This is a genomic window from Micromonospora violae, from assembly GCF_004217135.1.
Classification (GTDB): domain Bacteria; phylum Actinomycetota; class Actinomycetes; order Mycobacteriales; family Micromonosporaceae; genus Micromonospora; species Micromonospora violae.
Window position 1 is genome coordinate 7,106,467 of record NZ_SHKK01000001.1, and the last position, 13,140, is coordinate 7,119,606.

14 protein-coding genes and 1 pseudogene are annotated in these 13,140 nt (G+C 69.1%); 12 read left to right on the forward strand and 3 right to left on the reverse strand.

Annotated features, from left to right (window positions below):
* Nucleotides 1-51: 51 nt before the first annotated feature.
* From EV382_RS32370 to EV382_RS32385, 4 genes are all read left to right on the forward strand, one after another.
* Complete coding sequence (locus tag EV382_RS32370) at nucleotides 52-654, forward strand: hypothetical protein (protein ID WP_130408203.1); 603 nt, start codon at nucleotides 52-54, stop codon at nucleotides 652-654.
* Nucleotides 641-1,774 (forward strand): biotin/lipoyl attachment domain-containing protein, encoded by a 1,134-nt coding sequence (locus EV382_RS32375; protein WP_208758537.1) that lies wholly within the window; start codon nucleotides 641-643, stop codon nucleotides 1,772-1,774. Before EV382_RS32370 ends, EV382_RS32375 begins: the two co-directional genes overlap by 14 nt.
* Before the next feature lie 62 nt (nucleotides 1,775-1,836).
* Nucleotides 1,837-2,514: an ABC transporter ATP-binding protein gene (locus EV382_RS32380; protein ID WP_208758670.1), complete on the forward strand. Its 678-nt coding sequence runs from the start codon at nucleotides 1,837-1,839 to the stop codon at nucleotides 2,512-2,514.
* Nucleotides 2,511-3,722, forward strand: a complete 1,212-nt coding sequence (locus EV382_RS32385; RefSeq protein ID WP_130408207.1) for an ABC transporter permease — start codon at nucleotides 2,511-2,513, stop codon at nucleotides 3,720-3,722. The genes EV382_RS32380 and EV382_RS32385 overlap by 4 nt, the downstream gene beginning before the upstream one ends.
* 83 nt (nucleotides 3,723-3,805) lie before the next feature.
* On the opposite strand, the gene EV382_RS32390 is transcribed toward EV382_RS32385, so the two are convergent.
* Nucleotides 3,806-4,657 (reverse strand): YhjD/YihY/BrkB family envelope integrity protein, encoded by an 852-nt coding sequence (locus EV382_RS32390; RefSeq protein WP_130408209.1) that lies wholly within the window; start codon nucleotides 4,655-4,657, stop codon nucleotides 3,806-3,808.
* Nucleotides 4,658-5,140: 483 nt separating this feature from the next.
* On the opposite strand from EV382_RS32390, the gene EV382_RS32400 reads away from it, so the two are divergent.
* From EV382_RS32400 to EV382_RS32410, 3 genes are all read left to right on the forward strand, one after another.
* The gene (locus tag EV382_RS32400) at nucleotides 5,141-8,818 is read left to right on the forward strand and encodes a CARDB domain-containing protein (protein ID WP_130408211.1); all 3,678 of its coding nucleotides are present in this window, start codon (nucleotides 5,141-5,143) and stop codon (nucleotides 8,816-8,818) included.
* 132 nt (nucleotides 8,819-8,950) lie between these two features.
* On the forward strand, nucleotides 8,951-9,250 hold the full coding sequence (locus EV382_RS32405) for a type II toxin-antitoxin system Phd/YefM family antitoxin (protein WP_208758538.1): 300 nt from the start codon (nucleotides 8,951-8,953) through the stop codon (nucleotides 9,248-9,250).
* The gene (locus tag EV382_RS32410) at nucleotides 9,247-9,492 is read left to right on the forward strand and encodes a type II toxin-antitoxin system RelE family toxin (RefSeq protein WP_130408213.1); all 246 of its coding nucleotides are present in this window, start codon (nucleotides 9,247-9,249) and stop codon (nucleotides 9,490-9,492) included. Before EV382_RS32405 ends, EV382_RS32410 begins: the two co-directional genes overlap by 4 nt.
* A gap of 119 nt (nucleotides 9,493-9,611) precedes the next feature.
* Here EV382_RS32410 and EV382_RS33900 read toward each other — a convergent pair.
* Together EV382_RS33900 and EV382_RS32420 are read right to left on the reverse strand one after the other, a co-directional pair.
* Nucleotides 9,612-9,827, reverse strand: a pseudogene (locus EV382_RS33900) (hypothetical protein); the annotation flags it as partial.
* 176 nt (nucleotides 9,828-10,003) lie between these two features.
* The gene (locus EV382_RS32420) at nucleotides 10,004-10,258 is read right to left on the reverse strand and encodes a hypothetical protein (RefSeq protein WP_130408215.1); all 255 of its coding nucleotides are present in this window, start codon (nucleotides 10,256-10,258) and stop codon (nucleotides 10,004-10,006) included.
* Nucleotides 10,259-10,391: 133 nt separating this feature from the next.
* On the opposite strand from EV382_RS32420, the gene EV382_RS32425 reads away from it, so the two are divergent.
* The 5 genes from EV382_RS32425 (at nucleotide 10,392) to EV382_RS32445 (ending at nucleotide 13,094) form a co-directional block, all read left to right on the forward strand.
* A complete protein-coding gene (locus tag EV382_RS32425) occupies nucleotides 10,392-11,273 on the forward strand; it encodes a helix-turn-helix domain-containing protein (protein ID WP_130408217.1) in 882 nt (293 codons plus the stop codon).
* Nucleotides 11,263-11,454, forward strand: a complete 192-nt coding sequence (locus EV382_RS32430) for a DUF397 domain-containing protein (RefSeq protein WP_130408219.1) — start codon at nucleotides 11,263-11,265, stop codon at nucleotides 11,452-11,454. Before EV382_RS32425 ends, EV382_RS32430 begins: the two co-directional genes overlap by 11 nt.
* A 38-nt stretch (nucleotides 11,455-11,492) precedes the next feature.
* Entirely contained in the window at nucleotides 11,493-11,924 is a 432-nt protein-coding gene (locus EV382_RS32435; RefSeq protein WP_130408221.1) for a hypothetical protein, read from the forward strand.
* A gap of 147 nt (nucleotides 11,925-12,071) precedes the next feature.
* Nucleotides 12,072-12,323, forward strand: coding sequence for a hypothetical protein (locus EV382_RS32440; RefSeq protein ID WP_130408223.1), 252 nt, complete (start codon nucleotides 12,072-12,074; stop codon nucleotides 12,321-12,323).
* A 111-nt stretch (nucleotides 12,324-12,434) separates the two neighbouring features.
* Nucleotides 12,435-13,094 carry a Uma2 family endonuclease gene (locus tag EV382_RS32445; RefSeq protein WP_130408225.1) on the forward strand — a complete coding sequence of 220 codons (660 nt, stop codon included), beginning with the start codon at nucleotides 12,435-12,437 and terminating at the stop codon, nucleotides 13,092-13,094.
* Nucleotides 13,095-13,140 lie beyond the last annotated feature (46 nt).

Here is a 13,140-nt window from a genome sequence, read left to right on the forward strand (position 1 = left end):
GACGACCGCATCTTTACCGGTCTCTGACAGGTGGCCGTGAAGCTACCTGGCATGACCAACTCAACCCATCGGGTCGCCGCCGGGCTCGCCGCTGTCGCGCTGCTCGCCGTCGCCCTCACCGGCTGCGGCGGGGACGCCGACAAGCACACCGCCAGCGGTACGGGTGACGTGGCGTCACTGACCACCCCGCCCGCCCCGACGAACGCTACCGGTGCCGCGGTCAGCGGCCGCCCACAGCTGCGCCTCGACACCAGCGACGAGGAGGAGAGTCAGCTCTGGGAGACGTACCGGATCTGCCTGCACGAGCACGGGGTGAAGCTGAACACCGGTCAGGCGCCCGGAGCGGCGGGGACCGGTACCGGCCTCTCCCTCGACCCGAGCGGGGAGCCGAAGGCGGCGTACGTGGCGTGTGCCAACAAGATGCCGCTCCAGCCGCCGGAGCTGGATCGGGACAAGAACGTGAACTACGTGAGCCAGTGGAACGACTACGTCAAGTGCCTGCGGGGGCGCGGTTTGAAGATCCACTCGTTGCCGGACAGCTCTGGCTGGACCTACGACGACGGGGTCGCCGACCCGACCAACGGACTCGATGCCAACGCCATGTCCCAGGTCACCAGGGAATGCACGATGGAGACGTTCGGTGCCAAGAAGTAACCCGACCGAGGGGAGTGGCCGGCGGACGACACGGCGGACCGCGATCGTGGCCGCCGTGGTCACCCTGGCGGTCGCCGTTGGCGCGGGCGTCGGGGTGCTGGCCCTGCGGCGTCACCCCGGCGACGACGTCGCGAGCGCCCCGCCGCAGGTCACGACGACGAAGGTGGCCCGGGTCGACCTGTCGGACACCCGCTCGTTCAACGGCACGCTCGGCTTCGGCCCGGAGCGGGTGGTCAAGGGCGCGGGAGAGGGCGTCGTCACCCGGCTGCCGAAGGTGGGCGACACGGTGGCCCGGGGCAAGCCGCTCTACTGGGTCAACGACCAACCGGTGCCGGTGCTGTTCGGCGGCACCCCGCTCTTCCGTACCCTCGACAAGCCCGGCCTGGTGGGCAGCGACGTACGGCTCGTGTCGGACAACCTGACGGCGCTGGGCTTCCGCACCGGGTCGCAGCCGTCCCGGGGCAGGGACGGCACCAGGATCGGCGCGGGGCAGGCCCTGCTCACCGCGAGCATCGTCGCCGCGATCAAGAAGTGGCAGCAGTCCGTCGGCCTGGAACCGACCGGCACGATCGAGGTCGGGCAGGTCGCCGTGCTCACCGGACCGGCCCGGGTCAGCACGGTGACGGCGCTGCCCGGTGACCCGGTCGCCGGCGAGTTGCTCGCCGTCACCGAGAAGGCGAAGCTGGTCACCGTCCCGGTCGCCGCCACCGAGGTCGGCGCCATCACGGTCGGTGCCGCCGTGGTCGTCGCCCTGCCCGACAGCTCCGAGATCCCCGGCAAGGTCGCCTCGATCTCACAGACGGTGAGCGGCGGCGGATCGGGCGGGGGCGGTGGCCAGAACGGCCCGCCGACGGTGGAGGTCCTCGTCGCGCCGACCCGAGCGGCGGACGTCGCCAAGTTGGACGCCGCCGCGGTGCAGGTCCGGTTCACCACCGCCGTACACAAGGGCGTGCTCACGGTGCCGGTCGGCGCGCTGGTGGCGCTGCGCGAGGGCGGATACGCGATCCAACTGCCCGACGGCCACCTGGTGGCGGTGGAGACCGGGATGTTCGCCCGAGGACTCGTCGAGATCAGCGGCACCGGTGTGACCGCGGGCCTCGACGTGGTGACCGCGTCGTGAACGGCGTGACCACGCGGGCCGGCGACACCCCGACCGAGGTGATCCCGGCGTACGCGGAGACGGTGCTCAGCGTCGAGGGGGTGAGCCGGACGTACCCGGGCGGGGTGACCGCGCTGGACGACGTCTCGTTGACCGTCCGCGCGGGCGAGATGCTCGCCATCGTCGGGCCGTCCGGGTCCGGCAAGTCCACGCTGCTGAACATCATGGGCACCCTCGACCTGCCGACCAGCGGGCGCGTACGCGTCGCCGGTCAGGACGTCACCGCACTGTCCGACCGTCGGCTCTCCGCGCTGCGGGGCCGCTGGCTCGGCTTCGTGTTCCAGCAGTTCCACCTCACCGAAGGGCTGGACGCCGCCGAGAACGTCGCCACCGGCCTGCTCTACGCCGGGGTGCCCCGCCGCCGTCGCCGCCGTACCGCCATCGAGGCGTTGGCCCGGGTCGGCCTGGCGCACCGGGTCGACCACCTGCCGCGGCAGCTCTCCGGCGGGGAGCGGCAGCGGGTGGCGATCGCGCGTGCGCTGGTCAACGAGCCGGCGCTGGTGCTGGCCGACGAGCCGACCGGCGCCCTCGACACCCGCAACGGGGAAGCGGTCCTGGCTCTGCTGATGAACCTGAACGCGGAGGGGACCACCATCGCCGTGATCACCCACGACCGCGATCTCGCCGCCCGTACGCCTCGGCAGGTGGAGATCCGCGACGGCCGGATCGTCTCCGACACCGCCGCCGGGAGCGGGGCATGAGCGCGCAGTCGGGGGGCATCCGGTCGACCCGGCTCGCCCCGACCGACGTACTCCGGCTCGGTCTGCTCGGGCTGACCACCCGCCGGATGCGGGCGGTCCTCTCCGCCCTGGGCATCTCCATCGGCATCGCCACGCTGGTCGTGGTGGTGGGAATCCCCGCGTCCAGTCAACGCGACCTGATGAACCAGCTCAGCGCCCTCGGCACCAACATGCTGCGGGTCGAGCCGGTGCCGGATCAGCAACCGCCCGTCCTGCTCCCCGAGAACGCCGTCGCCATGGCGTCGCGGATCGGGCCGGTCCAGATGGCCAGCGCGGTCGCGAACACCCACACCACCGTGCGTCGCAACGACCTGATCGACAGGTACGACACGTCCGGGCTCAGCGTGCTCGCATCCCGGCCGGACCTGCTGGAGACGGTCAACGGGCGGATCCACACCGGTCGGGCCCTGGACGCCGGGACGGCCGCACTTCCGACTGCCGTCCTCGGTCACGTCGCGGCGAGCCGGCTCGGCTTCGCCACGGTGGATCCGCAGCAGCCACCTCAGGTGCTCATCGGCGAGCGGTGGTTCACCGTGATCGGCATCCTGGACCCGTTGCCGCTCGCCCCGGATCTCGACCGCTCGGTGCTGGTCGGGTGGGACGCAGCGAAGGCCATGCTCGGCTTCGACGGGCACCCCACGGTCGTCTACGTACGGGCCAGGGAGGACGCCCTGGAGGACGTCCGGGCGGTGCTGCCGGCCACCCTCGACCCGCAGTTGCCCGGGATGGTCCAGGTCAGCCGCCCCTCCGACGCGCTCGCCGCGAAACGGGCCACCGAGAGCAGTTTCTCCGGGCTGTTCCTCGGGTTGGCGGCGGTCGCCCTGCTGGTCGGCGGAATCGGCGTGGCGAACACGATGGTCATCTCGGTGTTGGAGCGCCGTCGGGAGATCGGCCTGCGCCGGGCCCTCGGCGCGAACCGGGGCCAGATCCGGATGCAGTTCCTCACCGAGTCGGTGCTGCTCAGCGTGCTCGGCGGCGCGGCCGGTGCGGTCCTCGGGGTGCTCGCGACGCTGGGCTACGCCAGCTATCAGGGATGGCCGCCCACGATCCCGCTGATCGCGGTGTTGGGCGGGGTCGGCGGTGCCCTCGTGGTCGGCGTCGTCGCCGGCGTCTACCCGTCCATCCGAGCCGCCCGCCAAACCCCCACCGAAGCCCTCTCCACCCCGTGACAGGCCCCCGCTGCCCCACCCCGCTGCGGTGATCATGGAGTTAGCGTCGCGACACGCCGACCCGGGTGACGCTAACTCCATGATCAACGCGGGCTGGGGTGAGGGGTGGGGGTGGGGGTGGTGCGCCAGCGGGAGAGGGCCAGGGTGGCGGAGTAGCCGGCCAGGACGATCACGTGGAACAGGTAGAGCCAGAGGAGTACGGCCACGCCGGCGCCGATGTCGTCGAAGCCACCGAAGGGCACTCCCAGGTCCAGCGGTAGTGAGGCGAAGAGCACGAAGCCGTGCAGGAAGCCGGAGAGGTTCGCCGCGGTGAACGACCCGACCCCGAGGGTGGAGAGCCAGTCCGGTGCGGCCGGCCCGACGACCCGGAACACCCACACCAGCACCGGCGTGAGCACCAGCCAGACCGCCAGGAATGACAGCACCACGCCGAGCGCACCGAGCCAACCACCCTGGCGTACGAGGCGGGTGGTGAGCGGGAGCGCCAGCAGGATCGACAGAAGCAGTGCGGGGGCCGGCGCGAGCAGGGGCAGCAGCAGGAGTCGGCCGCGCCAGCCGACCAGGTTCTCGTCGGAGCGGGTCGCTGCCACCGAGACGAAGGCCCGGCGCAGGCCCTCGCCGTACAGCGAGGCGGGCAGCAGGGAGGCCAGCGCCAGCAGCGGGGTCAACTCCACCCCGGCTTCGACCAACGCCTCCACCGCCCGGGGCGCGCCGATCGCGGTGGGCAGGGCTTCCACGGCGTACGAGGTGAGTCGGCGTACCCGGTCGGCCCCGGCCACCAGTGCGGTGAGCCAGATGGCCAGCAGGGCGACCGGCACCACGGCGATCGCCCCGTAGAAGGTGATCGCCGCGGCGTGCAGCGACAGGTCCCGTCCGCGCACCGGACGGAACGCCGCGCTGATGATCCGTTTCGTGCGCTGCCATCCGTTGCCCATCGGGTCCTCCTTCCCTGTTGTCGCGCCCGCCACTCCTAAAGATCGCCGGTCATGACTGTTCCCACCACCGAACGCCTGATCCTGCGCGACTGGGCCAGCGATCCGGCCGACCTGGCCCGGTCTTCCTGGCGGCGCTGACCGGGGGTCGATCCCAACCCGCTGATGAGCGTGATGTCGGTGCGTCATCGTGATGACTCACCGACATCACTGTTTGGTGCGGACCACCGTCCTCCCGTGCCGAGACCGCGACGGCCGCCAGGGTGCGCACGGACATAAATAGTCACGGTGATCGAAGTGTTGACGCTCTCGTAGCACGTCAGTAACCTTTGGTCAAAGTAGCGCAAGATCTCGACAAAGACGTGCACGATTTGACGCACGGTCTCGGAAGATTCAACGGTCCTCCCTGGAGAGGCCCGTTGATGCTCGTCCCCCACCCCGTGGTCACGCCACTGCGGCAACCGTCCCCCGACGACAAGGACAGCGATGAGACGAACGAATCTGGTCAGGACGGTGGCGGCCACGGCCGCCGCCGCGCTGATCGCCACGGCCGGGGCGACCGCCGTCGCGCACCCGGCCACCGCCCGCCCCGCCGATCCCGCGTCGAGCGCCGGCTTCGCCCCGGCGGCCACCAACCTCGCGCAGGGCCGTCCCACCCAGGAGAGCGGTCACGCCGACGTCTACGACTCGTCGAAGGTCGTCGACGGCAACGCGGGCAGCTACTGGGAGAGCGTCAACAACGCGTTCCCGCAGTGGGTGCAGGTCGACCTCGGCTCGTCGCAGAGCGTCAACCAGGTCGTGCTGAAGCTGCCGACCTCCGGTTGGGGGACCCGGACGCAGACGTTGAGCGTGCAGGGCAGCGCCAACGGTTCGTCAGTTACCGATCTGGTCGGGTCGCAGACGTACACCTTCAACCCGGCCAGCGGCAGCACCGTCACCATCAACTTCAGCGCGGCCTCCACCCGTTACGTCCGGATCACCATCACCGCCAACAGCGGCTGGCCGGCCGGGCAGCTCTCCGAGCTGGAGGTGTACGGCGGCGGCGGTACCACCCCGGACACCACCGCGCCGAGCGTCCCGGGGACGCTGTCGCAGAGCACGTCGGGCAGCACGATCACGCTCAACTGGGGGGCCTCCACCGACTCCGGCGGCAGCGGGCTCGCCGGCTACAACGTCTACCGGGGCGGCAGCCTGATCGCCACGCTGGGCACCGTCCTGACCTATCAGGACACCCAACCGGCGACGGCGACCGTGTCGTATCACGTCCGCGCCCGCGACGGCGCCGGCAACCTGTCCGGCAACAGCAACACCGTCACCCGCACCGGCAGCAACCCGCCCGCCTGCACCAACGTGGCGCAGGGCAAGAGCATGACGGCGAGCGGCTCCACCTTCACCTTCACCCCGGAGAAGGCGAACGATGGGCAGCTCGGCACCTACTGGGAGGGCGCGGCGAGCTACCCGCAGAACCTGACCGTGGCGCTGGGCGCGAACCACTCCATCTCCGGTGTCACAGTGAAACTCAACCCGGACCCGGCCTGGGGGACCCGTACCCAGACCATCCAGGTTCTCGGCCGCGACCAGGCGTCGTCCGCGTACACCAGCCTGGTGCCGGCGGCGGCCTACCAGTTCGTCCAGGGCACCAACGTGGTGACCATCCCGGTCAGCGCGACCACCGCGGACGTGCAGTTGCGGTTCACCGGCAACACCGGTGCGCCGTCCGGGCAGGTCGCGGAGCTTGAGGTGTGCGGGACGGCGGCGCCCAACCCGGACCTGGTGGTCAGCTCGGTGACCTGGTCACCCACGTCGCCCAGCGAGGTCTCCCCGATCACCATCTCGGCCGTGGTGCAGAACATCGGCTCCGCCGCCGCCGGTGCGACCACCGTGAACGTCAGTCTGGCCGGCACGGTCGTCGGCAGCGCCACGGTGGGCGCGCTCGCCGCGGGCGCCTCGACCACCGTCTCGGTCAACGCCGGTACGCGGCCCATGGGCAGCTACGCCGTCTCGGCGGTGGTCGACCCGGCGAACACGATCGTCGAGCAGAACAACGGCAACAACAGCTTCACCGCGGCGTCGCCGCTGGTGGTGGCGCAGGCCCCCGGCCCCGACCTCCAGGTGCTCGGCATCGCCGCGAACCCGCCGAACCCGGCCGTCGGGGCGTCCGTCACCTTCACCGTGACGGTCCGCAACCGGGGCACCGCCGCGACCGGCGCGACCACCGTCACCCGGCTGGTGGCGGGCAGCACCACCCTCAACACCACCACCGCCTCGATCGCCGCGGGCGCGACGGTCACCGTGGCGGTCAGCGGCAGCTGGACCGCCACCAGCGGCGGGGCCACCATCACCGCCACCGCCGACGCCACCAACGTGGTCACCGAGACCAACGAGACGAACAACGCGCTCAGCCAGTCGATCGTGGTCGGTCGGGGGGCGGCCGTCCCGTACGTCTCCTACGAGGCGGAGGCCGGCCGTTACCAGGGCACATTGCTGGAGGCCGACCCGCTGCGCACCTTCGGGCACACCAACTTCGCCAGCGAGTCATCCGGCCGCAAGTCGGTCCGGCTCACCAGCACCGGCCAGTTCGTCGAGTTCACCTCGGCCAACCAGGCCAACGCCATCGTGGTGCGCAACTCCATCCCGGACGCGCCCGGTGGCGGCGGCATCGAGGCGACCATCAGCCTCTACGTCAACGACGTCTTCTCCCGGAAGTTGACCCTGTCGTCGAAGCACAGCTGGCTCTACGGCAACACCGACGGGCCGGAGGCGCTGACCAACACCCCGCAGGCCGACGCCCGACGTCTCTTCGACGAGTCGAACGCGCTGCTGGGCCAGTCGTACCCGGCCGGCACCCGGTTCAAGTTGCAGCGCGACGCGGGCGACAACGCCGCCTTCTACGTGATCGACATGATCGATCTGGAGCAGGTGGCCCCACCGGCGAGCCAGCCGGCCGGCTGCACCTCGATCACGTCGTACGGTGCGGTCCCGAACGACGGGCTCGACGACACCGCCGCCATCCAGCGGGCGGTGACCGACGACCAGAACGGCGTGATCAGCTGCGTCTGGATCCCGGCCGGGCAGTGGCGGCAGGAGCAGAAGATCCTGACCGACGACCCGCTGAACCGGGGTACGCACAACCAGGTCGGCATCAGCAACGTCACCATCCGGGGCGCCGGCATGTGGCACTCGCAGCTCTACACGCTGACCGAGCCGCAGAACGCGGGCGGCATCAACCACCCGCACGAGGGCAACTTCGGGTTCGACATCGACAAGAACACCCAGATCTCCGACATCGCCATCTTCGGCTCGGGCCGGATCCGGGGCGGTGACGGCAACGCCGAGGGCGGCGTCGGCCTGAACGGTCGCTTCGGTACCGGCACGAAGATCAGCAACGTCTGGATCGAGCACGCCAACGTGGGTGTCTGGGTGGGTCGCGACTACGACAACATCCCCGACCTGTGGGGGCCGGCCGACGGGCTGGAGTTCACTGGCATGCGGATCCGCAACACGTACGCCGACGGCATCAACTTCAGCAACGGCACGCGCAACTCGCGGGTGTTCAACTCGTCCTTCCGCACCACCGGCGACGACGCGCTCGCAGTCTGGGCCAACCCGTACGTCAAGGACCGCAACGTCGACATCGCCCACGACAACCACTTCGTCAACAACACCATCCAGCTGCCCTGGCGGGCCAACGGCATCGCCATCTACGGCGGCTACGACAACTCGATCGAGAACAACCTGATCTACGACACGGCGAACTACCCCGGCATCATGCTGGCGACCGACCACGACCCGCTGCCGTTCTCCGGCACGACGTTGATCGCCAACAACGGGCTCTACCGCACCGGCGGCGCCTTCTGGAACGAGGATCAGGAGTTCGGTGCCATCACCCTCTTCCCGGCCACCCGGGACATCGTCGGGGTTACCATCCGGGACACCGACATCATCGACTCCACCTACGACGGCATCCAGTTCAAGAACGGCGGCGGCAACATGCCGAACGTCGCCATCACCAACGTCCGGATCGACAAGTCGAACAACGGTGCCGGCATCCTGGCGATGAGCGGCGCACGCGGCAACGCCAACCTGACGAACGTGACAATCACCAACTCGGCCGACGGCAACATCGTCATCCAACCGGGCTCCCAGTTCGTCATCACTCCCTGATCAACACGGTTTCAGCGAAGTCGGGGTGTCCTGCTGCTGCGGACACCCCGACTTCCGTAAACCCGAGTCGATCATTGCAAGGAGTTGCCGTGCAGGGCGTGCCGAACGGTACCGCATGGTACGGTGTGGTCCATGACGACGATCACGTTGCGGGAGTTTCGTGACGGCGCGGGTCGGGTGCTGGAGACGATCGAGCGCACGCACGAGCCTGTCATCATCACCAAATACGAACGACCTGTCGCCGTGCTGATCGGCATCGACGAGTGGGAAGAGATTGAAGCGTTCCGCGACCGCCGGGACGCCGAGGTGATAGCGCGTTCCCGCGCCGAGGGGCAGTTCGTGCCGCTGTCAGCGGCCCTCGAGTCGCTCGGGGTCGATCCTCGTGAGGTCGAAGCACTGCTGGCCGAACGGGCCGGCGGTGAGGCGGCGTGAAGGTCCAGGTGGACCGGGACGTCCTGGTCTGGTTGCACAAGCAGCCGCGCAACGTCTTTCTGACCGTCTTGAGCGCGATCCTCGGCCTGGTCTCCGACCCCGCGCCACAGAGTTCGACCGAGATGCGCGACGGGTCAGGTCGTCGTCTGCGCGTCGGTGACTACCGGATCCTCTATCGTCTCGACAGTGACGAGTTGACCATCCACTCGGTCGGGCACCGCAAAGACATCTACAACGATTAACTACCCCCGGCGCGTCACAACTCCCTGATCACCACGCTTTCCGCGAAGTCGGGGTGTCCGCATGCTGCGGACACCCCGACTTCCGTAAAGCCGAGTCGATCATCGTCGGGCGTCGCCGCGCAGGGTCCGTCGTGGGCGTCGCGTCGATGGCAGCGGCCGGCGCCGTCGAGCCTGGCGTCACAGAACACTCGGGTACGCAGAAACTGTGCGTCCTCCTCGCTGAGCGTGGTCTCGCCGAAGTCGACAACGGTGAGGTGACCGAGCGAGTCGCAGAGCGCCACGGCCAGGGCCGTGACCTCGTCGAGGCTGGTCAGCGTGGTCGGCAGGTGGATGATCCAGCGTGGCGCGGCCCGTTCCGCTGGTAATGGTGGGTGGCTGCCCGCAGCATGGTTCGTTCGTAGTGCGGGCCCGGCCGCTCGGCCTGCTGGCGGTGGGCGGTTGCCCGTCGCGTGGTTCGCGCGTAGTGCGGGCCCGGCCACCTGCGGTGGGAGGCGATCCTCCGCCGGGTTGTTCATCGCAGCGCCACCGTTCCTCCGTTGAGTAGCGTCTGGATCTGCTCGTCGGTCAGGCCGCGCTTCGCAAGGACGCGACGGCCCCAGCGGTGCAGCCGGCACGGGTGCGCGGCCTGGTCCTTGCGGCACCGCTGACCGTCGGGCTGTTGCTCGGGAGCGTGCACGTTGACCGCCCGAAGCGCGAACACGACGTCCTCTGCGGTCACGTAGGGCGGCATCGGCAGATCGTCGGTGGCTTCGTCACTGCTCTCCATGGCTCTCCGTCCAATGCGGCGATTCCGCTGTCATCCACGATGGTCATTCTGGGGCTGGTCTAGCGCAATCTTTCGGAGCAGAATGCGGACCAAGGGATGAGGTGTCTTACGCGACGACAGCCAGGGAGATGACGTGGACGACTCCGGCAGCACAGTTCCACGGAGGCAACTCGGCAGATATCTGAGAGAGCTTCGCGAAAACGCGTATGTGACAGTTACCGCGGCGGCCAAGGAATTGGAATGGTCGGCACCCCGGATCTGGCGCTACGAGACCGGCCAGGTCTCCATGCATCCGAACGACGTGGCGGCCATGTGCCGCGTCTACGGCGCGTCCCCGGAGACCATCGAGACGATGCGGGCGCTGGCCCGGGAGACCAAGGCGCACGGCTGGTGGCACAGCTACGGCGAGGCGATCAAGGACTGGTTCAAGCTGTACGTCGGCCTGGAGGCCGCAGCCACCCGCATCCGCAAGTATGAGGTCGACCTGGTGCCCGGCCTGTTGCAGACGGTCGAGTACATGACCGAGGTGATCGCCACCGACCACCCGCAGATGGGCGAGCAGCAGCGTCAGGCGAAGGTCGACGTGCGGCTTCGCCGCCAACGCCTGCTGGCTCGGGCGATACCTCGCGCGCCGCGCCTCGACGTCATTCTGGGCGAGGCGGTGCTGCGCCGGCCGCTGCGTGATCGGGCCGCGATGGCCCGGCAGTTGGAGTCGCTGCTGATGTCGTCGCGGCAGCACAACATCGGCATCCGGGTGTTGCCGCTCGACGCTGGCCTGGTCCGCTGGGCGCAGGCCGGCACCTTCACCATGCTCGACTTCCCGTCCGACGTGCGGGAGCCGGAGCCGACGACGATCTACATGGACGGGCCGTGCGGCGCGGTCTACCTTGACAAGACCCACGAGATCGAGATCTACGAAGATGCGTGGCGCTCCCTCGGCGAACGGGCGTTGAGCGCCGACGAGTCCCGTGAGCTGATCGCGGCCATAGCGAAGGAGATGACCGATGGTGCGTGACGGAGTCTGGCGCAAGTCGACCCGGTCCGGCGGCGAGGGCGACTGCGTCGAGGTGGCGGGGTTCGCCGACACGGTCGGCGTACGCGACAGCAAGGACCGGCGCGGACCGGTGCTGACCTTCACCCCCTCGGCCTGGGCTGCGTTCGTCGAGTTCACGGTGGTCAGCCAGCCCGTGCAATGATCAAGGCCGGCTCGCTGGCGGGAGGCTGACGAATCAGGATGGGTGTCATCACGACCGGGCTCTGCCTCGCCGTACCCGCTCTGTTCGTGCTCTGGCTGTGGGGCCGGCCTCTGCTCACCGGTCGGTGGAAGACTCCGGGCTGGTTCGCCGCGACGGCCGGGCTGTCGATCCTCGCCACCGCCCTCACCTGGTTCGTCGGGGCGTTCGCGGGTTCCTCCATGAGCTCGGAGGAGTCCTGCCGACAGGTCGGCGTCAGCTACGACAGTGCCTACCGCGCAGTCCACTGGCGTGAGTCGTCGCGATGGTTCCCCCTCCACGACCGATGCAACGCCACCTACGATCTGGTGCCCGCCTGGGTCAACCCGGCCCTGGTGCTGCTGTCCCTGCTGGCCGTCCTCTGCATCGGAGCAGCGGTCTGGCTGGCCGTCGTGCGGCGATCCGAACCGCGACCAGTGGCGATGTCGGCGTAGGGGCGGCGAATCCCTGTGACTAGCGAACCGGCGCGCCACGAGACCCTCCCTGTTGTGTTGAATGGGAAGTTCCGGCCGTGGCGATACAGTGTCAGCCATTCTGAGTTGGAGATCAGGGGCAGTGCTGGCGGGGGTGCGGTAACGCGGGTGCTCTTCTTCGGCGTTCTCGGGATGAAGCTGAAGTCCGTCTACTCTTCCTTGACCCTCAGTTCGGCGAGCGAGATCGAGCGGCGCAGAATCCTGCGCTTTTCGGGAGTCGATGAGCGCGCAGGCAGGGTTCGCACAATCTTTCTGTCGGCCGATCCTGAAGAGGGCTTCGTTGCCTGCTTCTCATTTGTCGTCAGGACGCATCACGGGGGCGAACATGCCGATCCGTGGGGGATCCCGAACAGCGCCTGACACGTGCCGGAGGCCAAATGACCGACGGACCCGGTGTGCGATGACGCGCTTCTGGGGCTGCGATGGCTAGGCTGACCTGAGCAGGATGGTCCGCTGAGGGGGTGAGCCCGGATGGCCCAGGCAGCTTTCGCGCCAGAGCCGACGCCGCAGCACACCGAGCCGTCGTTCGACGTGCTGCGGTGGCACGACGAGCCGTGGACCGCGCAGCTCGCCCTCGACCTGTTGCCGGAGACCAACGGCCCCAAGGTTGAGGTCCTGAGCGGAAGCGTGATCGTGACACCACATGCAGGAATCGATCATCAGTCGGTCGAGCGTGAGTTGCCGTATGTGCTGCACCGCGCCGCGCGGAAGGCGGGTTTCTGGGTTTACCCAGAGATCAACGTCCTCTCCGACGATGATCTCTTCATCCCGGACATCGCCGTTCTGCGCAACTCCGGTGGTGGCCGCACGACGGTGCCCATTGCCGAGGCGGTGCTGCTGGGGGAGATCGTGTCTCCCGGAAATCGGCGCAAGGACGTGATCGACCGGCCCCGGGAGTACGCCGCTGTCGGGGTGCCGTTCTTCCTCCGGCTGGACTTGCGCAACCGGGTGCCGACCATGGCTTTGTTTGAGCTGGCCGACGGGGAGTACCGGCCGCTGGCCGCAGCTGCGGCGGGTAGCACCTTCGTGATGCGAGAGCCGTTCGAGTTCTCCATCGACCCGGCCGAGTTGCTGGACGAGGAGGCGGCGCCGGACGCGACCACCACCGAGTCGGCTGACGACCAGGCTTGATCGACACGGGTTTCAGGAAATCGGGGTGTTCGGTTGCCGGGGTTGC